At 65.2% G+C, this 24,693-nt stretch carries 25 protein-coding genes; 14 read left to right on the top strand and 11 right to left on the bottom strand.

The features are described from left to right. Positions 1-16: 16 nt before the first annotated feature. From CO669_RS20175 to CO669_RS20165, 3 genes are all read right to left on the bottom strand, one after another. Complete coding sequence (locus CO669_RS20175; RefSeq protein WP_097661695.1) at positions 17-277, bottom strand: hypothetical protein; 261 nt, start codon at positions 275-277, stop codon at positions 17-19. After that, positions 228-1,964 (bottom strand): YbaL family putative K(+) efflux transporter, encoded by a 1,737-nt coding sequence (ybaL, locus tag CO669_RS20170; protein ID WP_097661694.1) that lies wholly within the window; start codon positions 1,962-1,964, stop codon positions 228-230. Before ybaL ends, CO669_RS20175 begins: the two co-directional genes overlap by 50 nt. Positions 1,965-2,025: 61 nt before the next feature. Then, a complete protein-coding gene (locus tag CO669_RS20165) occupies positions 2,026-2,811 on the bottom strand; it encodes an IclR family transcriptional regulator domain-containing protein (protein WP_097661693.1) in 786 nt (261 codons plus the stop codon). Between the two features lie 111 nt (positions 2,812-2,922). Between CO669_RS20165 and CO669_RS20160 the strand changes: the two genes are divergently transcribed. Together CO669_RS20160 and CO669_RS20155 are read left to right on the top strand one after the other, a co-directional pair. After that, positions 2,923-4,281: an aromatic ring-hydroxylating dioxygenase subunit alpha gene (locus CO669_RS20160; protein WP_097661692.1), complete on the top strand. Its 1,359-nt coding sequence runs from the start codon at positions 2,923-2,925 to the stop codon at positions 4,279-4,281. A 184-nt stretch (positions 4,282-4,465) separates the two neighbouring features. Next, positions 4,466-5,902: a glutamine synthetase family protein gene (locus CO669_RS20155; RefSeq protein WP_097661691.1), complete on the top strand. Its 1,437-nt coding sequence runs from the start codon at positions 4,466-4,468 to the stop codon at positions 5,900-5,902. A gap of 122 nt (positions 5,903-6,024) precedes the next feature. On the opposite strand, the gene CO669_RS20150 is transcribed toward CO669_RS20155, so the two are convergent. The 7 genes from CO669_RS20150 to CO669_RS20120 form a co-directional block, all read right to left on the bottom strand. Beyond that, positions 6,025-6,738: an ABC transporter ATP-binding protein gene (locus CO669_RS20150; RefSeq protein ID WP_097661690.1), complete on the bottom strand. Its 714-nt coding sequence runs from the start codon at positions 6,736-6,738 to the stop codon at positions 6,025-6,027. Beyond that, complete coding sequence (locus CO669_RS20145) at positions 6,731-7,498, bottom strand: ABC transporter ATP-binding protein (RefSeq protein WP_097661689.1); 768 nt, start codon at positions 7,496-7,498, stop codon at positions 6,731-6,733. The genes CO669_RS20150 and CO669_RS20145 overlap by 8 nt, the downstream gene beginning before the upstream one ends. Next, positions 7,491-8,435: a branched-chain amino acid ABC transporter permease gene (locus CO669_RS20140; protein WP_097661688.1), complete on the bottom strand. Its 945-nt coding sequence runs from the start codon at positions 8,433-8,435 to the stop codon at positions 7,491-7,493. Before CO669_RS20140 ends, CO669_RS20145 begins: the two co-directional genes overlap by 8 nt. Then, positions 8,432-9,349, bottom strand: coding sequence for a branched-chain amino acid ABC transporter permease (locus CO669_RS20135; protein ID WP_028139755.1), 918 nt, complete (start codon positions 9,347-9,349; stop codon positions 8,432-8,434). The genes CO669_RS20140 and CO669_RS20135 overlap by 4 nt, the downstream gene beginning before the upstream one ends. Before the next feature lie 293 nt (positions 9,350-9,642). Then, positions 9,643-9,861: a hypothetical protein gene (locus CO669_RS20130; protein WP_097661687.1), complete on the bottom strand. Its 219-nt coding sequence runs from the start codon at positions 9,859-9,861 to the stop codon at positions 9,643-9,645. A gap of 1 nt (position 9,862) precedes the next feature. Next, the gene (locus CO669_RS20125; protein WP_198964128.1) at positions 9,863-10,522 is read right to left on the bottom strand and encodes an acyl-homoserine-lactone synthase; all 660 of its coding nucleotides are present in this window, start codon (positions 10,520-10,522) and stop codon (positions 9,863-9,865) included. An 82-nt stretch (positions 10,523-10,604) separates the two neighbouring features. Further along, positions 10,605-11,333 carry a LuxR family transcriptional regulator gene (locus CO669_RS20120; protein WP_097661685.1) on the bottom strand — a complete coding sequence of 243 codons (729 nt, stop codon included), beginning with the start codon at positions 11,331-11,333 and terminating at the stop codon, positions 10,605-10,607. Between the two features lie 166 nt (positions 11,334-11,499). Between CO669_RS20120 and CO669_RS20115 the strand changes: the two genes are divergently transcribed. Then, positions 11,500-11,676: a hypothetical protein gene (locus CO669_RS20115; RefSeq protein WP_097661684.1), complete on the top strand. Its 177-nt coding sequence runs from the start codon at positions 11,500-11,502 to the stop codon at positions 11,674-11,676. A gap of 151 nt (positions 11,677-11,827) precedes the next feature. Here the strand turns inward: CO669_RS20115 and CO669_RS20110 are convergent, their stop codons facing one another. Next, the gene (locus CO669_RS20110; protein ID WP_143278698.1) at positions 11,828-12,019 is read right to left on the bottom strand and encodes a hypothetical protein; all 192 of its coding nucleotides are present in this window, start codon (positions 12,017-12,019) and stop codon (positions 11,828-11,830) included. Positions 12,020-12,363: 344 nt separating this feature from the next. Between CO669_RS20110 and kaiC the strand changes: the two genes are divergently transcribed. From kaiC to CO669_RS20055, 11 genes are all read left to right on the top strand, one after another. Continuing rightward, positions 12,364-14,061, top strand: a complete 1,698-nt coding sequence (kaiC, locus tag CO669_RS20105; protein ID WP_097661682.1) for a circadian clock protein KaiC — start codon at positions 12,364-12,366, stop codon at positions 14,059-14,061. Between the two features lie 3 nt (positions 14,062-14,064). After that, positions 14,065-14,352 (top strand): circadian clock KaiB family protein, encoded by a 288-nt coding sequence (locus tag CO669_RS20100; RefSeq protein WP_097661681.1) that lies wholly within the window; start codon positions 14,065-14,067, stop codon positions 14,350-14,352. Positions 14,353-14,357: 5 nt separating this feature from the next. Next, a complete protein-coding gene (locus CO669_RS20095; protein ID WP_097661828.1) occupies positions 14,358-15,836 on the top strand; it encodes a sensor histidine kinase in 1,479 nt (492 codons plus the stop codon). A gap of 69 nt (positions 15,837-15,905) precedes the next feature. Continuing rightward, the gene (locus CO669_RS20090) at positions 15,906-16,868 is read left to right on the top strand and encodes a LysR family transcriptional regulator (protein WP_097661680.1); all 963 of its coding nucleotides are present in this window, start codon (positions 15,906-15,908) and stop codon (positions 16,866-16,868) included. Positions 16,869-17,013: 145 nt separating this feature from the next. After that, positions 17,014-17,892, top strand: coding sequence for a shikimate dehydrogenase (locus CO669_RS20085; protein ID WP_097661679.1), 879 nt, complete (start codon positions 17,014-17,016; stop codon positions 17,890-17,892). A 57-nt stretch (positions 17,893-17,949) separates the two neighbouring features. Beyond that, complete coding sequence (locus CO669_RS20080; protein ID WP_097661678.1) at positions 17,950-19,080, top strand: ABC transporter substrate-binding protein; 1,131 nt, start codon at positions 17,950-17,952, stop codon at positions 19,078-19,080. Between the two features lie 222 nt (positions 19,081-19,302). Next, on the top strand, positions 19,303-20,178 hold the full coding sequence (locus CO669_RS20075) for a branched-chain amino acid ABC transporter permease (RefSeq protein WP_097661677.1): 876 nt from the start codon (positions 19,303-19,305) through the stop codon (positions 20,176-20,178). Next, positions 20,175-21,173 carry a branched-chain amino acid ABC transporter permease gene (locus CO669_RS20070; RefSeq protein ID WP_097661676.1) on the top strand — a complete coding sequence of 333 codons (999 nt, stop codon included), beginning with the start codon at positions 20,175-20,177 and terminating at the stop codon, positions 21,171-21,173. The genes CO669_RS20075 and CO669_RS20070 overlap by 4 nt, the downstream gene beginning before the upstream one ends. Next, the gene (locus CO669_RS20065; protein ID WP_097661675.1) at positions 21,170-21,913 is read left to right on the top strand and encodes an ABC transporter ATP-binding protein; all 744 of its coding nucleotides are present in this window, start codon (positions 21,170-21,172) and stop codon (positions 21,911-21,913) included. Before CO669_RS20070 ends, CO669_RS20065 begins: the two co-directional genes overlap by 4 nt. A 10-nt stretch (positions 21,914-21,923) precedes the next feature. After that, positions 21,924-22,661: an ABC transporter ATP-binding protein gene (locus CO669_RS20060; protein WP_097661674.1), complete on the top strand. Its 738-nt coding sequence runs from the start codon at positions 21,924-21,926 to the stop codon at positions 22,659-22,661. Continuing rightward, on the top strand, positions 22,658-24,529 hold the full coding sequence (locus CO669_RS20055; protein ID WP_097661673.1) for a bifunctional sugar phosphate isomerase/epimerase/4-hydroxyphenylpyruvate dioxygenase family protein: 1,872 nt from the start codon (positions 22,658-22,660) through the stop codon (positions 24,527-24,529). The genes CO669_RS20060 and CO669_RS20055 overlap by 4 nt, the downstream gene beginning before the upstream one ends. The last annotated feature ends 164 nt before the right edge of the window (positions 24,530-24,693 follow it).

Genomic DNA, 24,693 nt, shown 5'->3' with positions numbered 1-24,693 from the left:
TTGCGCAGTCGCAGGGCTAACCCACCCTGCGCATCCCGACCCGATCATTGCACGCGTCGAACACGGAGCGATCGAACGCCTCGCCGACGAAGCCCGCCACATAGATCAACACCAGGATTGCCGCGGAGATCGCCGCCGTCTCCGCATGCTGAAGCCCCCAGCGCAGCAGCCGCTGCCACAGGGACGGCGGCGGGAAGCGGTAGGTGCGCCCATCGGGCGTGATCAGCTCAAACGACCGAACCGACCGCGAGGGGGCGGGGATCTTGCTGGGCAGCATCCGGAACTCTCCTTTCCAGCTCCTCGATCATGCCGCGCGCGATTTCCCGCTCGCCCATGATGACGACGTCCGCTCCCAGCCCCTTCAAATGATCGACCTCGGCATCCGCATGCGCCCGCGCGATGATGCGGATATCCGGATTGGCCGCGCGCGCCTGCTGCACGATCTGCCCCGCCTCGAACGCTTCCGGGATCGCGATCACCAGATGCCGCGCCCGCGACGGATTGGTGGCGCCGAGAATCTCGGGCTGTGCGGCATTGCCCGTAACGGTCTCGATGCCGCCCTGCTTCAGCTTCGCCAGCGCGCTCTCGCCGGTCTCGGCGACGAGGAACGGCCATTGGCGCTGCTGCAGGGCATCGCCGACCAGCGCGCCGACGCGGCCATAGCCGATCACGATCGTATGGTCGGTGAGATCGGTGGTGCGGATCGGCTCGGGCACGGCGGCCTTGGCTTGCGGCGAATCCCGCCGGGGATCGAGGCGCGGTGCGAGCCAGGTGGCGGCCGCGAACATCAGCGGGTTGAGCATGATGGAGAGGATCGCACCGGCCATGATCAGGTCGCGGCCCTCGCGCGGCAGGATCTGCGAGGCGACGCCGAGCTCGGCCAGGATGAAGGAGAACTCGCCGATCTGCGACAGGCTCGCCGAGATCGTCAGCGCGGTCGCGACCGGATGCCGGAACAGCACGACGATCAGGAACGCCGCGAGAGATTTGCCGATCATGATGATGATGAGCGTCGCCAGCAGCGGCCAGGGCTCGCGAACCACGCTCATCGGATCGAACATCATACCGACAGAGACGAAGAACAGCACGGCGAAGGCATCGCGCAACGGCAGCGATTCCTGCGCAGCACGCGCGCTGAGCGGAGATTCCCGCAGCATCATGCCCGCGAAGAAAGCACCCAGCGCCAGCGACACGTCGAACAGCTTGGTCGCCCCGAAGGCGACGCAGAGCGCGATGGCCAACACGGCGAGACGGAACAGCTCGCGCGAGCCGGTATGGGCAATGTAATGCAGGATCCAGGGGATGACCCGGCGCCCGACCACGAGCATCAGGCCGATGAACACCGCGATCTTGACGAAGGTCAGCAACACGATGCCGGCAAGCCCGAAGCCGGCCTGCGCGGCCAAGGGTTCGAAGGCCGGCTTGCCATCGGCGCCAGCCTGAAGGCTGGCAACGGCCGGAAACAGCACCAGCACGAGCACCATCGCAAGGTCCTCGACGATCAGCCAGCCAACGGCGATGCGGCCGCGGTCGGTCTCCATCAAGCGCCGCTCCTGCAGCGCGCGCAGCAACACGACCGTGCTCGCGACCGACAATGCAAGGCCGAACACGAGGCCGGCGCCGACACCCCAACCCATCAGCCATCCGAGGCCGAGCCCCATCAATGTCGCAGCCGCGATCTGCACGACGGCGCCGGGCACGGCGATGTTGCGGACGCTGAGCAGATCCTGCAGCGAGAAATGCAGGCCGACGCCGAACATCAGCAGGATGATACCGAGTTCCGAGAGCTCGATGGCGAGCGCCTGGTCGGCGACGAAGCCCGGCGTGAACGGGCCCACCGCGACACCGGCGAGGAGGTATCCAACCAGCGGCGGAATGCGGAACCGCTGCGCGATGGTTCCGAACACGAAAGCCAGTCCGAGTCCAACGACGATGGTGGCGATGAGAGGTGTGTCATGCGGCATTTTTGCCTTTTGACACAGCATGCGCGGGTGTGCACCGCGACCTGTGCGCGCGGGCAGTCGCTCACAGCAATTGCGAGTGCACGGAGTCCGCGCCTTCACGCAGCAATGGCAGGAAACGGTCGATCAATTCCCGGGCTGGCACGCGATCGACATGCGCGCCCATGTTGATGGCGGCGACGATCACATTGTCGTAACGGCGCACGGGAACCGAGATCGAGCGGAAATGTGGCTCGGCCTCGCGGTCGACCAGTGAATAGCCCTGCGCGCGGTCGGCGACGATGCGGGCGAGCAGCGCCTTGGGATCCGTCATCGTCTGCGGTGTCAGCGCCTCGCGCGTCATCGCCTTCAGGCGCACGGCGAGATCGGCATCGTCGAGCTGGCCGAGCATGGCGCGGCCGACCGAGGTGCAGAACGCCGGCAGGCGGTAGCCGATCTCGAGTCCGCCGGAGAACATCCGCGCCGGGCTGCTGCGTGCGACGAACACGACCTCGCCGCCGTCGAGCACTGCGAGCGAGGAGATTTCGTTGGCCGCGGTCGCGACGCGGTCGAGCACGGGCTGAAGCACCGCGACGAGCTGATTGGAGCGCAAGTAGGACGCCGCCAGCGTCAGCACATGCGGCGTCAGCGAGAACAGTCTGCCATCGCCGGCGACGTAGCCGCCGCGCTGGAGGGTGAACAGCATGCGCCGCGCGGTGGCGCGCGGCAGATCGGCGGCCCGGGCAAGATCGCTCAGTGTCATCGGCCCGGTGTTGGTGCCGAAGCACTGCAGCAGCCGCAGGCCACGATCGAGCGCCTCGACGAAATCCGTCGCGCGTTCATCGGTCTCGCTCCGTTTCAGCTTGGGCATCCCCTCGGGCCAATCCTGCAAAATAGTGCTTGCCGCCTTTCCACGGCATGTCATAATTCGCCCATTCGTTCAATAGGCGAACAAACGCTCTCCACGAAGGATGTACTCGCCATGATGAGCCAGGAGCAGAACGACCTGATCACCCGCACCGGGCCCAGGGATCCCTGCGGCAAGCTGATGCGGAGCTACTGGCAGCCGGCGGCGCTGGTGGACGAGCTGGAGGGCGCGCGGCCGATCCGCCCGGTGCGACTGCTCGGCGAGAACCTCGTGCTGTTTCGCGACGAGACCGGGCGCTACGGCCTGATGGATCGCCATTGCGCGCATCGCGGCGCCGACCTCGCCTTCGGGCGGCTCGAGCATGGCGGATTGCGCTGCGCCTTCCATGGCTGGCTGTTCGACGCCACCGGCCAGTGCATCGAGACGCCGGCCGAGCCGAAGGATTCAAAACTCTGCCAGAACATCCGGCAGCGCTCCTATCCCGTGGTCGAGAAGAGCGGCATCCTCTGGGCCTATCTCGGCGAAGGCGAGCCGCCGGCCTTTCCGGAGCTCGATTGCTTCGTCGCGCCTGGCACGCACACATTCGCCTTCAAGGGCCACATGGCCTGCAACTGGCTGCAGGCGCTGGAGGTCGGCATCGATCCCGCGCACGCCTCCTACCTGCATCGCTTCTTCGAGGACGAGGACACCTCCACCGCCTACGGCAAGCAGTTTCGCGGCGCCTCGGCGGGAAGCGACCTGCCGATGACGAAGATCCTGCGCGAATACGATCGCCCGATCATCAATGTCGAGCACACCGAATACGGCATGCGCCTGATCGCGCTGCGCGAGATCGACGAGGAGCGCACCCATGTGCGCGTCACCAACCAGCTCTTCCCGCATGCCTTCGTCATTCCCATGAGCACGGAGATGACGATCACGCAGTGGCACGTGCCGGTCGACGACGAGAACTGCTACTGGTACGCGATCTTCACCAGCTATTCGAACCCGGTCGACAAGCAGAAGATGCGCGACCAGCGGCTCGAGCTCTATGAGCTGCCGGATTACAAGTCGCGCAAGAACAGAGCCAACGATTACGGCTTCGACCCGCACGAGCAGCAGACCGCGACCTATACCGGCATGGGCAACGACATCAACGTCCACGACCAATGGGCGGTGGAATCGATGGGCGCGATCCAGGACCGCACCAAGGAGCATCTCGGTTCGAGCGACAAGGCGATCGTGCAATATCGCCGCCTGCTGCGGCAGGAGATCGAGAAGGTGCAGGGCGGCGAGAAGCCGATGCTGTTCCTCGACGAGAGCAAAGCACGCAGCATCCAGGGGCCGGCCACGATGGACGGCATCGGGCCGACCCAAGGCTGGGAGCTCTACTGGATGGAGGTCGACGTCAAGCGCCGCCGCGGCGCCCCCTGGGCCCCGCCGGTGCCGAAGGAGATCGCCGACAACGTGCACCGGCTGACGGCGGCGGAGTGACGTTCTTGCAGGCGTGTGGGGATGGCGGCTCCACAGCCTCCACTGTCATGCCCCGCGAAGGCGGGGCATCCAGTACGCCGCAGCCTCTCGTGGACACATCACCGTCTCTGGAATACTGGATCGCCCGCCCCAGTGCGCAGCGCGCACAAGGCGGGCGATGACAGCTTGATCAAGGAGCAGCCAAGTGACTTTCGTCGCGCGTCATGCGCTGTGGTCGGATGAGCAGAGGGACGCCGCGGCGCGCATGCGCCGCATCGTCGAGGAAAAGAATCTCGAGGTCATCCGCCTCGCCTTCCCCGACCAGCACGGTATTTTGCGCGGCAAGACCATCATCGCCTCCGAGGCGATGGCGTCGCTGGAGAGCGGCTGCTCCATCACCACCACCATGCTGGCCAAGGACACCTCGCACCGCACGGTGTTTCCGGTGTTCACCGCAGGCGGCGGCTTCGGCATGAAGGAGATGGAGGGCGCGGCCGACGTGCTGATGGTGCCTGATCCCACCACCTTCCGCGTGCTGCCCTGGGCGCCGGCGACGGGCTGGGTGCTGTGCGATCTCTATTTCGGCGACGGCCGCCCGGTGCCGTTTGCAACGCGCGGGCTGTACAAGCGCGTGCTTGATGAGCTCGGCGCGCGCGGCCACGATTTCGTCGCGGGCCTCGAGGTCGAATTCCACATCTTCAGGCTCGACGATGCGCATATGCGGCCCGAGGACGCGGGACAGCCGGGCACGCCGCCCTCGGTGAGCCTGCTCAGCCATGGCTATCAATATCTCACCGAGCAGCGTTTCGACCAGATGGAGCCGGTGCTGGAGATCCTGCGCCGCGACATCGTCGCGCTCGGCCTGCCCCTGCGCTCCGTCGAGGTCGAGTTCGGGCCGAGCCAGTGCGAGTTCACCTTCGCGCCGAGGAAGGGACTCGAGCCCGCCGACAACATGGTGCTGTTTCGTTCTGCCGTGAAGCAGATCGCGCGGCGCCACGGCTATCACGCCACCTTCATGTGCCGGCCGAAACTGCCGAACGTATTCGCCAGCGGCTGGCATCTGCACCAGTCGATCGTCTCGCGTGCCACCGGCGAAAACCAGTTCATGACCAAAGAGAATGGCGGGCCGCTCAGCGCGTTCGGCAAGTCCTACCTCGCCGGCCTGCTCGACCATGCCCGCGCCTCCACCGTGTTCACGACGCCGACCATCAACGGCTACAAGCGCTACCGTTCGTATTCGCTGGCGCCGGACCGCGCGATCTGGGGCCGTGACAATCGCGGCGTGATGATCCGCGTGCTCGGCGGCGCCAATGATGCCGCAACGCGCCTGGAAAACCGCATCGGCGAGCCCGCCGCCAATCCCTATCTCTACATGGCCTCGCAGATTCTCTCGGGCCTCGACGGCGTCGACCGCAAGCTGGATCCCGGCCCGTCCGCCGACACGCCCTACGAGACCAAGGCGCCGCTGCTGCCCAAGAGCCTGCGCGATGCCGTGAGCGCGCTGAAGGACGATCCGTTTTTCCGCGAGAAGTTGGGTGCGGAGTTCGTGGACTATTACACTCACATCAAGAACGCCGAGATCGACCGCTTCCTGTCCGAGGTGACCGACTGGGAGCACCGGGAATATTTCGAGGCGTTCTGAGCTGATCCGCGGCTTTCTCCCGGTCATTGCGAGCGAAGCGAAGCAATCCAGACTGTTTCTGCGGAGACAGTCTGGATTGCTTCGTCGCTTCGCTCCTCGCAATGACGAGGTAAGAGCGGGGGCTAAATCCCCAGATACTTATGCTGCAGGTCCGGCTCGGCCATCAGTTCGTCCGAGGTGCCGCTCCACACCGTCTTGCCGCGCTCGATGATGAAATGGCGGTCGCAGATGCGGGCGAGATGATCGACGTTCTTGTCGACGACGAGGATCGACTGGCCCCGGCTCTTGAGCAGCGACAGGCAGTGCCAGATCTCTTCGCGGATCAGCGGCGCGAGGCCCTCGGTCGCCTCGTCCAGGATCAACAGCTTCGGGTTGGTCATCAGTGCGCGGCCGATCGCGAGCATCTGCTGCTCGCCGCCGGAGAGCTGGTTGCCCATGTTGGCCGCGCGTTCGGCGAGGCGCGGGAACATCACGTAGATCGCGGCCAGCGTCCAGGGATTGGGGCTGCCGAAGCGATCTGCGGCCGCCGCGACCAGGTTTTCGCGCACGGTGAGGTTCGGGAAGATCTGGCGTCCCTCGGGGACGAGGCCGACACCGAGCTTTGCGATCCGGTAGGACGGAAGCTGCCTGACCTCGGCGCCCGCAAACCGGATCGCGCCCGCGCGCGCCGGCGTCAGGCCCATGATCGAGCGGATGGTCGTGGTCTTGCCCATGCCGTTGCGGCCCATCAGCGAGACCATCTCGCCGGGCTTGATCGACAGGGACAGGCCGAACAGCACCTGGGAGAGGCCATAGCAGGTCTCGATGCCGTCAACGTCGAGCAACGTGTCAGCCATGATGCGTCACCACATGCTGATCGCCGAGATAGGCGCGCTTGACGTCTTCATTGGCGCGGATCGCGGCGGGATCGCCGGAGGCGATGACGCGGCCATAGACCAGCACCGAGATGCGGTCGGCGAGCGCGAACACCGCGGGCATGTCGTGCTCGACCAGCACGATCGAGACCTCTTTCCGCAACTCCTGAAGCAGCTTCACCATGCCCTGGGATTCGGTGACGCCGAGACCGGCCATGGGCTCGTCGAGCAGCAGCAGCTTCGGCTTGCTGGCGAGCGCGACCGCCAGCTCGATCTGGCGCCGCTCGCCATGGCTGAGCTTCGACACCAGGACATCGGCGCGATGGGCGAGGCCGACGCGGTCGAGTGCGGCGTGGGCGGCATCGCGCAGCCCCTTCTCCTTGCGCGCATCGGCGAAGAAACGGAACGAGGTGCCGGCATGGGCCTGCGCCGCCAGCGCGACATTGTCCGCCGCGGTGAAGTCGAGCAGCAGCGAGGTGATCTGGAACGACCGCGCAAGGCCGAGCGCGCAGCGGCGATAGGCCGGCAAATAGGTGATGTCGCGCCCCGCCAGCGAGACGCTGCCGGCATGCGGCGCCAGATGCCCGGTGAGCTGGCTGATCAGCGTGGTCTTGCCGGCGCCGTTCGGGCCGATGATGGCGTGCAGCTCGCCGGCCGCGACGTCGAGCGAGACGTTGTCGGTTGCGATGATGCCGCCGAAGCGGCGCACCAGCTTCTCGACGCGGAGCAGGGGTTCAGCCACGGCCAGCCCTCCCCAGCATGCCCATGATGCCGCCGCGGCCGAACAGCACGATCAGCAGCAACAGCGGCCCCATGATCAGCGCCCAATATTCGGTGATCTGCGACAGGAATTCTTCCAGCAGCAGGAACACCACCGCGCCCATGATCGGGCCGAACAGCGTGCCCATGCCGCCGAGGATGACCATCACCATGAGATCGCCGGAGCGGGTCCAGTACATCACGGCCGGGCTGACGAAGTCGGTGTTGTTGGCGAGCAGCGCGCCGGCGAGGCCGCACATGGTGCCGGATATGACGAAGCAGACCAGCTGGTAGCGCTTGGCGGGAAAGCCGATCGCCTGCATGCGCTGCTCGTTGGAGCGCAGGCCCTGCACCACGAGACCGAAGCGCGAATTGACGATGCGCCAGATCAGGAAGATCACGCCGAGCAGGCAGGCGAGGCAGAGATAGTAGAACTGCGTGCGGTTACCGAGGTTGATCAGCCCGGAGAAGTCGCTGCGCTTGTAGACGGTGAGGCCGTCATCGCCGCCGTAACGCGCGAGCCCCGAGGCGACGTAATAGGCCATCTGCGCGAAGGCGAGCGTGATCATGATGAAATAGACGCCGCGCGTGCGCAAGGAGAGCGCGCCGATCACGAGGGCGTAAGTCGCGGAGGCCGCCAGCGCGACCGGAAACTGAATCCAGCCGCTTCCGACGCCTTCCTGCGCCAGCATGCCGACGGCGTAGCCGCCGATGCCGAGATAGGCGGCGTGGCCAAAGCTCATCATGCCGCCAAACCCCATGATGAGGTTCAGGCTCGCCGCCGCCAGCGCCAGGATGACGATGCGGGTGAACAGCGTCAGGATGAAGATGTTGCCGGAAACCTGCGAATAGAGCGGCAGCAGCACGAGGCCGGCCAGCATCAGGGCCGTGACGGCCTTGCTCACGGTGAAACTCTTCATCGACGGTTGGCCGGAAACAGCCCCTCCGGCCGCACCACCAGCACGATCGCCATCAAGAGGTAGATCAGCATGGACGACAATGCAGGCGCGGCGGTGGAGGCAGCGGCGCCGCTCAGCACCTGCCGGAGCAAATTGGGCAGGAAGGCGCGGCCGAGCGTGTCGATCATGCCGACGAAGATCGCGGCGAGGAAGGCGCCGCGGATCGAGCCGATGCCGCCGATCACGATGATGACGAAGGCAAGGATCAAAATGTTCTCGCCCATGCCGATCTGCACGGTGAGGATCGGCGCCTGCATCAGCCCGGCAAGGCCGGCGAGCGCGGCGCCGAGGCCGAACACCAGCGTGTAGAGCAGCTTGATGTTGATGCCGAGCGCGCCGATCATCTCGCGGTTGGAGGCGCCGGCGCGGATCAGCATGCCGATCCGGGTGCGCATCACGCCGAGATAGAGCAGCAGCGCCACCAGCAACGCCACCACGATGATGGCGAGCCGATAGGCGGGATAGTGAATGCCGGGCAGGATCGGCACCGGCACCGTGAGCCAGGCCGGCAGCGGCAGCGCAAGGCCGGCCGGCCCCCAGATCAGCCGCACGGCCTCGTTGAAGAACAGGATCAGGCCGAAGGTCGCGAGCACGTGGTCGAGATGGTCGCGGCCATAGAGATGCCGCAGCGCACTCATCTCCAGCACGATGCCGAGCACGAGCGTCGCCCCGAGCGCCATCAGCGCACCGAGCAGGAAGCTGCCGGTCCACGCGGCGAAGGTCGCTGCGAAATAGGCGCCCATCATGTAGAGCGAGCCGTGCGCGAGGTTGACGAGATCCATGATCCCGAACACCAGCGTCAGGCCGGCGGCGAGCAGGAACAGCAGCAGGCCGAACTGCAATCCGTTCAGGAACTGTTCGACGACGAGCAGCATCAAGACTCTTTCAGGCGCATGCGGACGCGCGCCGATGTTCGGACACAGTCGCCATCAGTGAAAGAGCTCCCCCTGCCTCTTCAAGGCGGAAAAATGGGTAATGGCAGTATCGTTCCGAGGCAAGAGCGATTCGACACCAAACATGCACTTTGTTGCATGCGGGTGCATGCGGTCGAAACGCCCTTGCAAGAAGGCTGCCGTGCCGGCTGGGGCAACCTGCCGCACCCAAACGATCACCCTCCCCCCGTTGCCGGGGAGAGGGTGCCGCAATGTGTTGGAGCGAAGAGCGACGACTAGTGCGACGTCATCTGCTCGGGCAGGTCGCCCGGTTCGGTGAGCACGCTGTTGGCCGTCGAGGCCTCCAGCGCCGCCATCCGGAACAGATAGGCGAGCGTCGCCAACCCCGAGTCTTCCGCCATCTGCGCCAGCTCGAGCGCCATGTCGGACATGTAGCCGAGATTCTCGTCCCTGGTCTGCGCCATGATCTGGCTGTCCCGCATCATGTTCGACATCTCAGGCACTCTTCCGTTGCGCGGCAGTGGCGCCGCAAAGGTTGGCACGGGCGACGGCGTCCAGATGCGGGCCGTCCTGACGCACGACCGAAGCCATGCCGATACGATCGTGCAAGGCGTCGACCGTCTCGCGACGAATGTCGATGGTGGCAGCCATGGTCCAGGCGTTCTCGATCAGCGCCGGCAGACCGAGCGGGGTCACGACGAAACCGGCCTCGTGGAAGCGCGGCAACCACCAGGTTTCCATGATCGCACTGACCTGTGCGATGCCCTGGTCGAGGCAGAACTCCTGCACCGCGGCCATCAGTTGCAGATTGAGCGCGCCGTCGCGGCGATCGCGCACGACGAAGTAGCGCGACCATTCCCAGATCAAGGGATCCGCGGGGCAGCCGCGTACCGACGCCAGATGCGGGAACACCTCGCTCATCATCGAGGGCTTGGTCGTCGGGTAGAGCCGGTGACCACCGATGACCCGTCGCCCCTCCAGCGCAAGCAGATAGACCGTATCCTCGTCGTCATAGGAATCGATTTCGCGGCAATCCGGCCTGCGTAGCGTCTCCCAGCGCCGCTCCTCGACGAAGATGTCGTGGCGCAACCGGAAATGCTGCTCGATCACGTCTTCATAAAGGTGGCGATTGACTGCAGAAATAGCGTGAATCATGAAAGCCCCCATTCATCCTCAATGGGAGCAGAGTCGGCGAAAAGAGCCGGGTTCGATATTGGGAAATTTCCCAGTACGGCGCTTACGGATTGATGATCTTGTTCCGAATCGCCAGCGCCACCGCATGCGTGCGGTTGACGGCGCCGAGCTTGCGCGCGGCAGTTGCAAGATGCTCTTCCGCGGTACGCTGCGTGATGTGCAGGATCTCACCGATCTCCCAGGCCGACTTGCCCTGCGAAGCCCAGGAGATCACCTCGCGCTCGCGCGGGGTGAGGCGCGCCGGGGGATAAGGCGTCGGCTCGAGCAGACGGCGAATGTGGTCGAAGCCATACATCGCCATCAGGTGCAGCGCCGGCTTGCTCCGCGGATTGAGGTCGAGATGAACGCCGCCAAGCGAGACCGCCGCTTCATAGCCGGTGAGCCCGTGGATCGGCACGATGAAGCCCCGCGACATGCGAAAATCGGAGGCGCGGTTCATCACCTCGGCCGCGTTCGGCTCGTGTTCGGCGTCATAAGGCGCTTCCGACCATTCGAACGGATTGACCGATTGCCGGCACAGCCGCACCACCGGATCGAAGCGGTCGTAATTGTTCTGGGTGTAGAGGCTGAACCAGCCCGCCGGCCAGCGCTTGGCAAGCACCATCTGCGCAAACCGCTGGTCGGGATTGGGCAATCCCGTCACGATGATGGTTTCGAAGCCGAAGCGACCGAACACCGTCTCGAGCGCATTCATTGCGTCGGGCACCTTGCGATAGGTCCCCAGGCCTTCAATGAAGTCGAGCGCTTCCCGGCCATAATCCACTGCGGACATCAGTGCGTTTCCTGACCCTCGCCGTTCCGTATAGCACGTATTTGGGGACTGCCTCAATTCGCTGCGACCGTAGTTTCCCGGTGATCTTCTGGCCTGAAGAATTAAACTACTTGTGGCAGAATTGACGTCACGATACACCTGAACGCGTCCGCAGCGGGAAACCCAAATGCAAGACGAGGACATCGCCCTCAACAGCGTGCTCGGCCTGGAATTGAACCGCGTGTTTTTCGCCGTCCGCGACACGGCAAACAAGCAGAAGATCATCGAGTTCGCGCGCCAGGTGCTGCAAAGCGAGCGCGCGGAGCTGGTTGACAGCCTCTTGCCCGAAGGTCCGGCGAGCTAATTTGTGTCGCGTGATGCGTGAGTGCCGTCAGCGCGAGCCACTCCGCATGCCATGTCCGCCCGGGCGACCATAGCTCATCGATTTCAACGGAAGCCGTCAGTCATCTTCACCGGGCACGCGTCCACCGGACGAATGGGCGGACGACCCGATTTCAACCCGACGATCCAGCCCCGAGATCGGTGAGCGCACGGCGGCCGACGGACGTCAATTCATCCAGCGCCGTTATCCCGGAGCGCGCGGCTTCCATCAGCCGCGCGGCGATCAACTTCCTGCTCTCGTGATCGCCGCCATGCCTGACGTGACTGAAGGCCGCATCAAGCGCGGCATCCAGTATGGTTTGCATGCGGCCTTCGAACTCTTTCATCTCGTCACCGACCCGCGGCAGCTCCCGTCGTTGCGCTTATGCCCAGACGCGGCACGATCGTATGTTCACAAGTGCACGCAGGCGCGATCACGATACCGATGGCAGAGATCAGCACGCATGTGCGGACGCGATCGACTGTCCGCAAGCTGTCAGCGCTGGCCACATAGTGCCAACACTGTCGCAAGCGGCTGGCTCGAAAAAAGGCGAGCCAACCACGATCGCCCGCGTTTGTTCCGAAGGAGAAGCGACAAATTTGCAGAAGCCCCCCTCTAGGCGGCCCGCCAATCTTTGCTTAGAAAATTGCCTGGAACCAGGACAGGGGCATGACTGACGGTATCACCAAATCTGCGACCGGCATCGAAGGCTTCGACGATCTGACGTTGGGCGGCCTTCCCACCGGGCGGCCGACGCTCGTCTGCGGTTCGGCCGGCTGCGGCAAGACGCTGTTTGCGTCGACCTTCCTCTTCAACGGGGCAAAGCTCTACGACGAGCCGGGGGTCTTCGTCACCTTCGAGGAGCGCCCCGTCGACATCATCGCCAACGTGGACTCGCTCGGCTTCGACCTCCAGGGGCTGATCGACCGGTCGCAGATCCACATCGAGCACATCGCGATCGATCCGTCCGAAGTTGCCGAGATCGGCGACTACGATCTGGAGGCGCTGTTCCTGCGGCTCGAATTCGCGGTGGACCAGATCGGCGCCAAGCGCATTGTCCTGGATACGATCGAGAGCCTGTTCTCGGCGTTCTCCAATCCCGCGATCCTGCGCGCAGAAATCCGCCGCCTGTTCGACTGGCTCAAGCAAAAGGGCCTGACCGCGGTCATCACCGGCGAGCGCGGCGACGGCAGCCTGACCCGGCAAGGCCTCGAAGAGTACGTCTCCGACTGCGTCATCCTGCTCGACCATCGCGTCGACAACCAGATCTCGACGCGGCGCCTGCGCATCGTCAAATATCGCGGCACCGCGCACGGCACCAACGAATATCCGTTCCTGATCGACGAGGACGGCTTCTCGGTGCTGCCGGTCTCCTCTCTCGGCCTCGGTCACAAGGTGTACGAGGACCGCATCTCGACAGGTGTGCCCGATCTCGACGCCATGCTGACCGGCGGCGGCTTCTACCGCGGCAGCAGCATCCTGCTCACCGGCGTCGCCGGCTCCGGCAAGAGCTCGCTCGCCTGCATGATGGCGGACGCCGCCTGCAAGCGCGGCGAACGGGCCCTTTATCTCTCGTTCGAGGAGTCCGAGGCGCAGACCGTGCGCAACATGAAATCGATCGGGACCGACTTGGCCAAGTGGCTGAAGCTGGGACAGTTGCGCTACATCGCCGCCCGCCCGACCTTCTACTCCCTCGAAATGCACCTTGCGATGATGCTTCGCGAGATCAACAGGTTCAAGCCGCAACTGGTCGTGCTCGATCCGATCTCCGCCTTCACCGGCTCGGCCGACATCGCCGAGGTGCAAACGATGTTGCTGCGCATCGTCGATTACCTCAAGTCCAACGGCATCACGGCCGTTTTTACCCATTTGGCGAGCGTCCAGCAGGCTGAAACCGACGCCGGCCTGTCGTCGCTGATGGACGGCTGGATTCTTCTGCTCAACCGTGAGGCCAATGGCGAGTTCAACCGAGAGCTCTATCTGCTGAAGGCGCGGGGCATCTCCCATTCCAACCAGGTCCGCGAGTTCGTCATGTCGAACAGTGGCATTCACCTGCTGGAGCCCTATCTCGGCGAGGACGGCGCATTGACGGGTTCGGCCCGACGCAACGCAGAGGCACGGGCGCGCCGAGCCGAAACCGAGCGGCAGGCCGAGGTCGCCCGCGTCCAGGACCAGGTCACGCAACGGCGGCGGCGCGCACGTGCCCAGATCGAAGCTCTCAATGCGGAGATCGAGGCCGAGGAGGCCGAGCTCAGGCGGCTGGTCACAGCCGAGGAAATCTATCAACAACAGAGCCGGGAGAAAACCGCAGCGGTGGCGCGCGGACGGGGAATGAACCTCTCCACCGGCACGAGGAAGCAGGACTAATCCATGGCCGAAGACAGCAAAGAGCCCGTCAAGCTCGTCCTCTATGTCGCCGGCGAGACGCCGAAATCGCTCGCCGCGATCCGCAATCTCGAAAAGATCTGCTCCGAGCACCTGGCCGGCAAGTACAAGGTCGAGGTCGTCGATCTCAAGAAGCAGCCGCAGCTGGCCCGGGAGCACGGCATCGTCGCCATTCCGACCCTCGTGAAGGAGCTTCCGGTCCCGATTCGCAAGATCATCGGGGACCTTTCCGACACCCAGAAGGTTCTAGTACATCTGTCGGTCGAGGAATGATGACGGTGGTATCGCTTGCATCTGCGTTGACCCGGGACGAGCTCGAGGCTCGGCTGTACGAAGCCGAAGAGACGCTCAGGGCCATTCGCGAGGGCGAGATCGATGCCGTCGTCATCAAGGGCGGAGCGACTGAACAGGTCTTCACCCTCGAAGGCGACGGCCACTCCTACCGCACCTTCATGGAAGCGATGGACATCGGCGCCGCCGCGTTCGACGCCGATGGACAGCTACTCTATGCCAACCAGGCCCTGTGCAACTTGCTAGGCCGGCCAGCCGGCGGACTCTCCGGGCAGGCGTTGCACGGCATGCTCGACGCCGTCAATCAGACCACCTTTCGCCGCCTGCTTGCGCAAGCGCTGAAGGAGCGGCAATCCTCCGAAATTCACGTGCGCGTCGGCGACATCGAGCGCAGCTTCCTTCTCACCGGAGCTCCGATCGATTTCGGCATCGGGAGCGGCGTCGCGATTACCTTCACCGATATCAGCGAACGCGAGCAGACCGCCGCCGCCAGGGAATCCGAGCGGCTGGCGCGGTCCGTGCTTGCGTCCGCCAACGAGGCCGTCATCGTCTGCGACCGCTCCGGCATGGTCACCCACATCAATGCGGCCGCCGAAAGGATCTGTGCCGAGGGTCCGATCGGGAAGCGGTTCGAGGAGGCGATCGCACTGACTTTCGCCGATGCGTCCGAGCTCATGTCCGGAGGCGATATCGTGGCGATGGCCGTTGGCGGCACGCCCGTGCAGGGTCTCGAAGCGGCCGTGAAGACGTCCGCCGTCGACGTCACCGACGTCATGATCAGCGCGGCGCCGCTCGTCGTGTCCGGGGACCGGACGCAAGGCTGCGTGGTGACGCTGATCAACCTGTCCCAGCGCAAGGCCGCCGAGCGTCGCCAGGCGCTGTTGATGGGCGAGCTCGATCACCGCGTCAAGAATACGCTGGCCATGGTGCTGGCGATCTCCGCGCGCACCGCATCCCACGAGCGCACGATCGAGGACTTCCAGAAATCCTTCTCCGGCCGCATCCAGGCCCTGGCCGCCACCCACACGCTGCTGTCGAACGCCTCGTGGGAGAATTTGCAGATCAAGGACGTGCTCAGCGTCGAGCTGGCGCCCTATGCGACCTTGTCCAGCGGGCGCATCACGATGGAGGGATTGGATGTTTCCGTCGACTCCAAGACCGCCGTCTCCCTCGGGCTGGTGTTCCACGAACTGACGACCAACGCGGTGAAATACGGCGCGCTGTCGACCCGTGCCGGCAAGCTGTCGGTGCGGCGGATCGGCCTGGTCGACGACGGCGCCCTGCAGATCGAGTGGGAAGAGCGCGACGGCCCTATGGTGACGCCGCCGACGACCTCCGGCTTCGGCCAAACCCTGATCTCGCGCAGCCTTGGCAGCGGCGCCAATGGCGGCACGAAGCTCGAATTCCGCCCGACCGGCGTCGTCTGCCAGATCCTGATTCCGAAATACGGCCACTTCCATTCCTGAAATATTGTCGCTGGATGGCGGCGCCGCTTCCGTGAGATGATCCCGAAAGAACATTCGGGACGCCCAGAGATGATGACGCTGCGCCAGGTTGAAGTGATCCGCGCCGTGATGGTGACGGGCACGATCGGCGGCGCGGCCAAGCTGCTCAACGTCTCGGCCCCCGGCATCAGCCGGCTCGTCAAATACACCGAGCGCTCGCTCGGCATCCGCTTCTTCCAGCGCCAGAACGGCCGCTACTTCCCGACGCCGGAAGCCGAGAACATTTTCGAGCAGATCAACGGCGTCTACAAGAAGGTCGACGATCTCTCCGAGATCATCTCCAAGATCGGGCGCGGCGGCCTCTCCGAACTGCGCATCGGCTCGGTGCCCAGCATCTCGCAGGTGATGGTGCCGCGCGCGATCGAGCGGGTGCGGCGCCGCTATCCTGATTTGGGCATCGACATCAACATCCTGAAACTCGAGGAAGCCATCGACTATCTGATGCTCGGCCGCGGCGAATGCGTGGCGATGAGCTACCGGCTGGAGCATTCCGCGCTCGACTTCATGCCGCTCGCCTCGGGCGAATTGTACTGCATCGTGCCGCCGGGCCACGAGCTCGCCGGGCGCAAGCAGGTCTCGGCCGCCGAGATCACCCGCTATCCGCTGATCGGCATCGATCCCAACGATCCCTACGGGCGGATCATGGCCGAGATCTTCGCGCGCCACCGGCTCGACTACAACATCACCATCCGCGCCCGCTTCGGCACCACGGTCTGCGCGCTGGTGAAGGCGGGGCTCGGCATCGCCATCATCGACCAGTTCACCGTGGCCCATGGCGGCTATCCCGGAATCGAACTGTTGAAGATCGCCGAGCCGACCCGGTTCGACACCTACATCGCGGTCAAGCGCGGCGCGCCGCTGTCGCTCCATGCCGAGGCCTATATCGAGGCGCTGCGCACCGAGATGCGGGCGGTGGAGCCGTCCCGCGGCAGCGGCAAGGCCGCGCCGGGCGGCAGCGGCAAGGCCGCGCCAGCGCGCGGGCGGAAGAAATAACATGATGTTAGGTTTGTCGGATAAATGGGTAATTGTGTTAGCCTTGGGAAAGGCTATCGTCGGAGTTGGAAGCCCCCCTTGGAATTCCGCGGGTTTCCCCGCTAATGACCGGGACCGAACGCTCACTTTGAGACGATAGCGAACCATGTCCAAGCGCGGATACGCCGCCAGCAAGAAGCTTCTCACCGGCCTGATCGGCGCGCCGATCGCGCATTCCGCCTCCCCCGCCATGCATGAGCGCGCCGCCGAGGCGCTCGGCCTGCGTGGCCATTATCAGCTCATCGAGGTTGCCGGCGCTGACGCGGCCGGCCTCAGCCTGATGCTGGAAGGCGTGCGGCGGCTGGGCTTTGCCGGCGTCAATGTCACCTACCCCTACAAGGAAGCGGTGGTCCCGCTGCTCGACGAGCTGGCGCCCGGCGCGGCTGCGATGGGCGCGGTCAACACCGTCGTCGTCAGGGACGACCGCCTGATCGGCCACAACACCGACACGACCGGCTTTGCCCGTGCGGTGGCGCCGCTGCTGGCGCCCGCCGGGAACGCGGTGGCCGTGATCGGCGCCGGCGGCGTCGGCAAGGCGATCGCGTTTGCGCTGGCGAGCCTGAAGGTTTCCGACATCCGCATCTTCGACAGCGAGCCGGCGCGCGCCGCGACGCTGGTCTCCCTGCTGGCGCCGCAGGGTGGCGCGAGGATCGCCGCGAGCGTCGAGGATGCGCTCAGCGGCGCGACCGGCCTCATCAACGGCACGCCGGTCGGCATGCTGCCGAACCGGGGCATGCCGGTTGCCGCCACCTTGCTCCGTGAAGAGCTCTGGGTCGCGGATGCCGTCTATTCGCCGCTGATCACGCCGCTGCTGGCGGCGGCGCAGGCCAAGGGCGCGCGGATCATGACCGGGCGGGAGCTTGCGATCTACCAGGCGGCCGACGCTTTCGAACTGTTCACGGGCCTGGCCCCATCGACCGAGGTCATGGGAGAGGCATTCGACGAGGTGATGGCGGCACGAAGCTCGGCCGATCACGCAGCCTAACCGAAGCGGCCGGACACAAGGCCGCGGATCACATCAGAGAAAACGGGAGGAGAGACCATGAAGACGACCATTCTGGCAGGCGCCCTGCTTGCCTTCGCAGCTGCAACCAGCGTTCACGCCCAGGCGATCAAGCTCGCCGACGTCGCCGAACTGTCCGGCGGCGGCGCCACCGTCGGCACCAATTGGAAGAACGGCATCGACCTCGCGATCGAGGAGATCAACGCCAAGGGCGGGGTGCTCGGCCGCAAGCTGGAAGTCACCCATGCCGATTCGCAGTCCAATCCGGGCGTGGCGCGCGCCCAGGTCCAGAAGGCGCTCGACGCCGAGCCCTACGTGCTGCTCGGACCTGGCTATTCCGGCTCGGTGAAGGTGACGGCGCCGCTCGCCGCCGAAGCCGGCATCGCGCAGATCATGGGCGGCGAAGCCGCCGAGCTGACGCAAGGAGGCAACAAGTTCCTGTTCCGCACCTCGTTCGGTCAGCAATCCTCGATGCCGAAGGTCGCGAAATACATTCACGACGAGATGAAGGCGAAGACCGTCGCGGTGGTCTGGGTCAACAACGATTTCGGCCGCGGCGGACGTGACATGGTGACCAAGGAGCTCGAACGGCTCGGCTCCAAGGTGGTCGCCGATCTCTCGACCGAAGCCGGCCAGGCGGACTTCGCCGCCGACGTCGGCAAGATCAAGGCGGCCAATCCCGACGCCGTGTTCGTCTACCTGAACGAAGAGGAGAGCGCGCGCATCCTCAAGGAGCTGAAGCGCCAGGGCGTCAACGCGCCGCTGATGGGCGAGACCACGCTGATCGGCCAGAAGGTGATCGAGCTCGCCGGCGATGCCGCCAACGGCGCGCGCGGCCATGTCGGCCTCACCACCGACGCGCCGGTCGAACTGGTCAAGCAATTCCGCGAAAAGTTCTCCAAGAAGTACAACTACGTGCCTGATCACAACGGCCTGAAGGGCTACCTCGCCGTCTACATGGTGAAGGCCACCACCGAGAAGATGGGCAAGGTCGACCCGAAGAAGTTCGCCGACACGCTGCACGGCCTCACCATCAAGGCTGCGGACGAGCCGGGCATCCTGATGGACGTCACCTTCAGCGACACCGGCGACATCGACCGCCAGAGCTTTCTGGTCGAGGTGGTCGAGGGCAAGCAGGTCGTGAAGCAGGTGCTGCCGAAGGTGCAATGAGATAGAGCGGAGCAAGCCCCTCGTCCTTCGAGACGACCGCTTGCAGCGGTCTCACAGGACGAGGCCGACCTCGCTGCGGAGCGCATGGTCCTGCAGCCGCGCACTCCGCCCTCATCCTGAGATGCCCGCCAAAGGCGGGCGTCTCGAAGGATGCGTCACGAGGATGCTGTCGCGAATGGGGTTGCTTGCCGCGGGCGGGGAGAGGGACCGAAAGAGGGGAACATGTCCAACCTATTCGATCTTCTGGTCGCAGGGCTCGCCACGGGCGCGATCTATGCGCTGGTCGCGGTCGGCTTCACGCTGCTGTGGCAGACCTCGCAGACCATCAATTTCGCGCAAGGCGAGTTCGTGATGCTGCCGGCCTTCCTGATGCTGGCGGCGATGCATGCGGGTGCGCCGTTCTGGCTCGCGATCATCCTCGGCATCCTCTTGTCGATGATCCTGCTCGGACTCGGCTTCAAGCTGCTGCTGGTCGACCCGATGATGCGGCACGGCGTGCTGCCGCTGGCGATCGCGACCATGGCGCTCGCGATCGGCATCAAGGAAGCGGTCAAGCAGTTCTTCAGCGCCGAAGCCTCGCCCTTCCCCTCGATCGTGCCGACCGGCGACGTCTCCATCCTCGGCCATGCCGTCTCGCTGCAAAGCATCGGCGTGCTCGTCGTCGCCATTCTGGCCGTGCTTGGATTGACGGCACTCTTGAACCGCACCTCGCTCGGCCACCAGATGCAGGCCGCCGCGCAGAACCCGACGGTGGCGCGCATCATCGGCGTGCCCGTCGAGCGCATGATCCTGCTGACCTTCCTGATCAACGCCTTCCTGGTCGCCCTCGCCTCGCTGCTGATCACGCCGATCTATCTCGCAAAATTCTCCTCCGGCGAGGTGCTGGGCCAGGCCGCCTTCATCGCGGCGATCGTCGGCGGCTTCAACCAGGTGCGCGGCGCGATCGCCGGCGGCCTGCTGATCGGCGTGCTCGACAATCTCGCGGCCGCCTATGTCTCGACGCAGTATCGCGCCGCCGTGCCGATGATCTTTCTCATCGCCGTCATCCTGTTGCGGCCGCAAGGCCTGCTCGGCCGCGCCGAGGAGCGCACGGTATGAACGGTTTCGGCAAACCCCTGAAGATCGCGCTCGGCCTTGCCGTCATCGCCGGCCTGATCATCGTGCCTATGAACTTCAACCGCTACGGACTGTTCATACTCAGCCAATGGGCGGTGATGAGCATCGCCGCGATGGGCCTCAACCTCACGCTCGGCTATGCCGGCCAGGTCTCGCTGGCGCAGGGCGCGTTCGTCGGCATCGGCGCCTATGCGGCGGCGATCATGACCACCCATGGCTGGCCGCTGCCGGCGGCGATCCTGGTCGCGATCGCCTTGAGCTTCGCGGTCGGCTGGGTGCTCGGCTATCCCGCGTTGCGCGTGCAGCACCATTACCTCGCCTTCGTCACGCTCGCTTTCTCCACCCTCGCCTTCCTGGTGTTCCGCAACGAGAGCTGGCTCACGGGCGGCATCTACGGCATCTCCAACATCCCGCGTCCGAACGTCTTCGGGTTCGCGACCAACAAGCCGCTGCCGTTCTATTACGTCTGCCTCGGCTCGCTCGCGATCGTGTCGCTCGCGGTGTGGTGGCTGATCCGCTCGCCCTGGGGCCGCGCCTTCATGGCGTTGCGCGAGAACCCCTTGCGCGCGCAATCGCTCGGCATCGACACGCGCCGCTACACGCTGATGGCCTTCGCGATGGGCTCGGCGCTCGGCGGCGTCGCCGGCGCGCTCTATGCGCCGCTGACGCAATATATCGACCCCGTTCCCTTCAACCTTTCGCTCTCGCTCGACCTGCTGATGATGGTGATCGTCGGCGGCGCCGGCTTCTATTTCGGTCCCTTCCTCGGCGCGATGATCGCGGTGCTGCTGCCGGAATGGCTCCGCTTCACCGAAGGCTATTATCTGATGCTCTACGCGATCGCGGTGATGGGGCTTCTGATCTGGTCGCCGACGGGCATTCTGGGGATCCTCGACCGCTATCTCGCCGCGCGACGCACCAAGGCGGCCTCCGCGCTGCGCGCCGTCGCAAAATCCCGCCTGGAGACGGCACAATGAGCGCGGTCCTCGAAGTCTCCGGCATCAGGAAGAACTTTGGCGGCATCAGCGCCGTCGACGGCGTCTCGTTCGACGTGCGCGAAGGCGAGATCCTCGGGCTAATCGGCCCCAACGGCTGCGGCAAGTCGACCCTGTTCAACTGCATCCTCGGCCAGCTCACGCCGTCCGGCGGCGAAGTGAAGCTCGACGGCAAGCTCGTCACGGGCCTGCGTCCCGCCGAGCTCAACAAGCTCGGCGTCAGCCGCACCTTCCAGCTGCTGCAGGTGTTCCCAAAACTCTCGGTGCGCGAGAACCTGATCCTCGCCGGGCAGGAGCACCAGGGCAACATGGCCTCCCGCCTGGTCGGTCGCTCCGATGCCGGACTGACCGACGCCGCCAAGCAGATGATCGGCTTCTTCAAGCTCGACCATCTCGCCGACGAGCCGGCTGGTGGATTGTCCTATGGCCAGCAGAAGCTGCTCGACGCCGCCATGGCCTTCATGGGCGGCCCGCGCCTCGTGCTGCTCGACGAACCCGCCGGCGGCGTCAACCCGTCGATGCTGGCGGACCTCAAGGACCGGCTGGTTGCGATCAACCGCGAGAAGAACGCCACCTTCGTCGTGATCGAGCACAACATGGAGTTCGTGATGTCGCTGTGCTCGCGCGTGATGGTGATGGCGGAAGGCAAGGTGCTGGCGATGGGGCGCCCGGATGAGGTGCGCAAGAATCCGGCCGTGATCGAAGCCTATCTCGGACATTGAGGAAGCGATCATGAGCGAGCCAATCCTCTCGGTTCACAATCTCGTCGGCGGCTACGGCAAGATGACGATCTTGAACGGCACCACCTTCGCCGTTCCCGCAGCCACGATCACCACCATCATCGGCCCGAACGGCGCCGGCAAATCCACCGTGTTCAAGGCGATCTTCGGCCTCTTGAAGCTGCGCGAGGGCAAGATCGGTTTTGCCGGCCGCGACGTCACCAATTTGAGCCAGCGCGCCTTGCTCAACGCCGGCATCTGCTACGTGCCGCAGGGCCGCAACATCTTTCCCGAGCTGTCGGTCCGCAGCAACATCGAGCTTGGCGGCGTCTCGGCCGGGAAGGGCCTCGACCTGCCGAAGCGGATCGAGGCCGCGCTGGACCTGTTCCCCGCACTGCGCCGCAAGTCCACGCAGCAGGCCTCCACGCTCTCCGGCGGCGAGCAGAAACAGCTCGAGATCGCGCGCTCGCTGCTGCTCGAGCCGAAGCTCGTCCTGATCGACGAACCCTCGATCGGCCTGTCACCGCTGATGGTGCAGCAGACCTTCGACATCCTCAAATCCTTGCGCGATCGCGGCGTCACCATCCTGATGATCGAGCAGAACGCGCGCTCGGCGCTGGAAATCTCCGACATCGGCATCGTGCTCGAGCTCGGCCAGACCCGCATGGTCGACGACGCCAGGCGCATCCTGAATGATCCCCGCATCGGACAGTTGTTTCTGGGCGGCGCGATGGAGGACAATGCAGCATGAGCAAACGCTCGATCGCGACCGTCTCTCTCTCAGGGACGCTGGACGAAAAGCTACGTGCCATCGCCGCCGCCGGCTTCGACGAGGTCGAGATCTTCGAGAACGATCTGCTGTCGTTCGGCGCAGGCCCGCGCGACATCGCGGCGCTCTGCAAAGACCTTAACCTCAGGATCTGCGCGTTTCAGCCGTTCCGCGATTTCGAGGGCATGCCGGAGCCGCAGCGCTCGCGCAATTTTGCCCGCGCGATGCGCAAGTTCGACCTGATGCAGGAGCTCGGCACCGATCTCTTGCTGATCTGCTCCAACGTCTCGCCCGCCTCGCTCGGCGGCATCGACCGCGCCGCCGACGATTTTCGCGAGCTGGGCGAACGCGCGGCCGAGCGCTCCTTGCGCGTCGGCTACGAGGCGCTGGCCTGGGGCCGCCACGTCAACGACTACCGCGATGCCTGGGAGATCGTGCGGCGCGCCGATCATCCGGCGATCGGAATCATCCTCGACAGTTTTCACGCGCTGGCACCCGGCTTTCCCGTGCGCGCGATGGCCTCGATCCCCGGCGACAAGATCTTCCTGGTGCAGCTTGCGGACGCGCCGAAGCTCGATCTCGACATCCTCTCATGGAGCCGGCACTTCCGCTCCTTCCCCGGCCAGGGCGATCTGCCGGTCGGCGCGTTCATGGCGGCGATTGCCGCGACCGGCTATGCCGGACCGCTGTCGCTGGAGATCTTCAACGACCAGTTCCGCGCCGGCTCGGCCGCACAGACCGCGCTCGACGGATTGCGCTCGCTGATCCTGCTGGAGGACCAGCTCGCGCCGGACTGGCCGAGATTTGCCGCCGAACCGCTGGCGCCGAAGGCGAAGAGCCGCGGCACCGGTTTCGTCGAGTTCGCCGTCAACGAGACCAAGGCCGGCGACCTCGGCCGCCTGTTGGCGCAGCTCGGCTTCCGCAAGACCGGGGCGCATCGCAGCAAGGCGGTGGAGCGCTGGTCGCAGGGCAAGGTCGAGCTCGTCATCAACAGCGAGACCGACGGCTTTGCCCATTCCCACTACGTCACCCATGGCCCCGGCGTCTGCGCCATCGCGCTCGACGTCGACAATGCCGGCCTGGCCATGCAGCGCGCCGAGACGCTGAAGGCGCGCACCTTCTACCAGCCGGTCGGGCCGGGCGAGTTGGAGATCCCCGCGATCCATGGCGTCGGCGGCAGCCTGCTCTATTTCCTCGATCAGGCCGGCAAGAACTGGGACACCGATTTCGAGCCCGTCCCCAGCGATGCGAGCGCGGATGCGCTGCTCGCCGTCGACCACATCGCGCAGTCGATGCCCTATGACGAGATGCTGTCCTGGCTGCTGTTCTACACCGGCATCCTCGACCTGAAGCGCCTGCCGCAGATGGAGATCGCCGATCCCCGGGGTCTCGTCCAGAGCCAGGCCGTCGTCAATGCCGACCAGAGCCTGCGCTTCGTGCTCAACGGCTCCTCCGCCAACCGCACCCTGCCGGCGCGCTTCATCTCGGAGTTTTTCGGCTCGGGCGTGCAGCACGTCGCGTTCTCGTGCCGGGACATCTTCGCGACGGTCGCGGCGATGCGCCAGCGCGGCGCGGATTTCCTCGACATCCCCGCCAATTATTACGACGACATCGAAGCCAAATACGACCTCGCGCCGGAGCTGATGGCGCAGCTGCGCGCCAACCACATCCTCTACGACCGCGAGGACGACGGCGAGTTCTTCCAGGTCTACACCCACATCTTCGACGAGCGGTTCTTCTTCGAGATCGTCGAGCGCAGGGACTATCAGGGGTTCGGGGCGGCGAACGCCGGCATCAGGCTCGCAGCACAGTCCCGCGAGGTGCGGCCGGCGAGCATGCCGCGGGTGTAGGCGCCTCTCGCCTCTCCACGAGTCATGTCGCAATCGGGAGCACGCTCTCAACACGTCATTGCGAGGAGCCCTTGCGACGAAGCAATCCAGAATCTTTCCGCGGAGGGGTTCTGGATTGCTTCGCTGCGCTCGCAATGACGGTGGAGACGGTTGAGAAAACTCGC

The sequence above is a fragment of the Bradyrhizobium sp. Y36 genome (genome assembly GCF_002531575.1).
Taxonomy (GTDB): Bacteria; Pseudomonadota; Alphaproteobacteria; order Rhizobiales; family Xanthobacteraceae; genus Bradyrhizobium.
The sequence above is the reverse complement of the archived record's forward strand: the minus strand, read 5'-3'. Positions and strand labels throughout refer to the sequence as shown.

Excerpts from the sequence above, each read along its gene's own strand:
- CO669_RS20175 (WP_097661695.1), bottom strand. The coding sequence starts at position 277 with ATGCTGCCCAGCAAGATCCCCGCCCCCTCGCGGTCGGTTCGGTCGTTT.
- ybaL (WP_097661694.1), bottom strand. The coding sequence starts at position 1,964 with ATGCCGCATGACACACCTCTCATCGCCACCATCGTCGTTGGACTCGGA.
- CO669_RS20165 (WP_097661693.1), bottom strand. The coding sequence starts at position 2,811 with ATGCCCAAGCTGAAACGGAGCGAGACCGATGAACGCGCGACGGATTTC.
- CO669_RS20160 (WP_097661692.1), top strand. The coding sequence starts at position 2,923 with ATGATGAGCCAGGAGCAGAACGACCTGATCACCCGCACCGGGCCCAGG.
- CO669_RS20150 (WP_097661690.1), bottom strand. The coding sequence starts at position 6,738 with ATGGCTGACACGTTGCTCGACGTTGACGGCATCGAGACCTGCTATGGC.
- CO669_RS20140 (WP_097661688.1), bottom strand. The coding sequence starts at position 8,435 with ATGAAGAGTTTCACCGTGAGCAAGGCCGTCACGGCCCTGATGCTGGCC.
- CO669_RS20135 (WP_028139755.1), bottom strand. The coding sequence starts at position 9,349 with ATGCTGCTCGTCGTCGAACAGTTCCTGAACGGATTGCAGTTCGGCCTG.
- CO669_RS20130 (WP_097661687.1), bottom strand. The coding sequence starts at position 9,861 with ATGTCGAACATGATGCGGGACAGCCAGATCATGGCGCAGACCAGGGAC.
- CO669_RS20125 (WP_198964128.1), bottom strand. The coding sequence starts at position 10,522 with ATGATTCACGCTATTTCTGCAGTCAATCGCCACCTTTATGAAGACGTG.
- CO669_RS20120 (WP_097661685.1), bottom strand. The coding sequence starts at position 11,333 with ATGTCCGCAGTGGATTATGGCCGGGAAGCGCTCGACTTCATTGAAGGC.
- CO669_RS20115 (WP_097661684.1), top strand. The coding sequence starts at position 11,500 with ATGCAAGACGAGGACATCGCCCTCAACAGCGTGCTCGGCCTGGAATTG.
- CO669_RS20110 (WP_143278698.1), bottom strand. The coding sequence starts at position 12,019 with ATGCAAACCATACTGGATGCCGCGCTTGATGCGGCCTTCAGTCACGTC.
- kaiC (WP_097661682.1), top strand. The coding sequence starts at position 12,364 with ATGACTGACGGTATCACCAAATCTGCGACCGGCATCGAAGGCTTCGAC.
- CO669_RS20100 (WP_097661681.1), top strand. The coding sequence starts at position 14,065 with ATGGCCGAAGACAGCAAAGAGCCCGTCAAGCTCGTCCTCTATGTCGCC.
- CO669_RS20090 (WP_097661680.1), top strand. The coding sequence starts at position 15,906 with ATGATGACGCTGCGCCAGGTTGAAGTGATCCGCGCCGTGATGGTGACG.
- CO669_RS20085 (WP_097661679.1), top strand. The coding sequence starts at position 17,014 with ATGTCCAAGCGCGGATACGCCGCCAGCAAGAAGCTTCTCACCGGCCTG.
- CO669_RS20080 (WP_097661678.1), top strand. The coding sequence starts at position 17,950 with ATGAAGACGACCATTCTGGCAGGCGCCCTGCTTGCCTTCGCAGCTGCA.
- CO669_RS20075 (WP_097661677.1), top strand. The coding sequence starts at position 19,303 with ATGTCCAACCTATTCGATCTTCTGGTCGCAGGGCTCGCCACGGGCGCG.
- CO669_RS20070 (WP_097661676.1), top strand. The coding sequence starts at position 20,175 with ATGAACGGTTTCGGCAAACCCCTGAAGATCGCGCTCGGCCTTGCCGTC.
- CO669_RS20065 (WP_097661675.1), top strand. The coding sequence starts at position 21,170 with ATGAGCGCGGTCCTCGAAGTCTCCGGCATCAGGAAGAACTTTGGCGGC.
- CO669_RS20060 (WP_097661674.1), top strand. The coding sequence starts at position 21,924 with ATGAGCGAGCCAATCCTCTCGGTTCACAATCTCGTCGGCGGCTACGGC.
- CO669_RS20055 (WP_097661673.1), top strand. The coding sequence starts at position 22,658 with ATGAGCAAACGCTCGATCGCGACCGTCTCTCTCTCAGGGACGCTGGAC.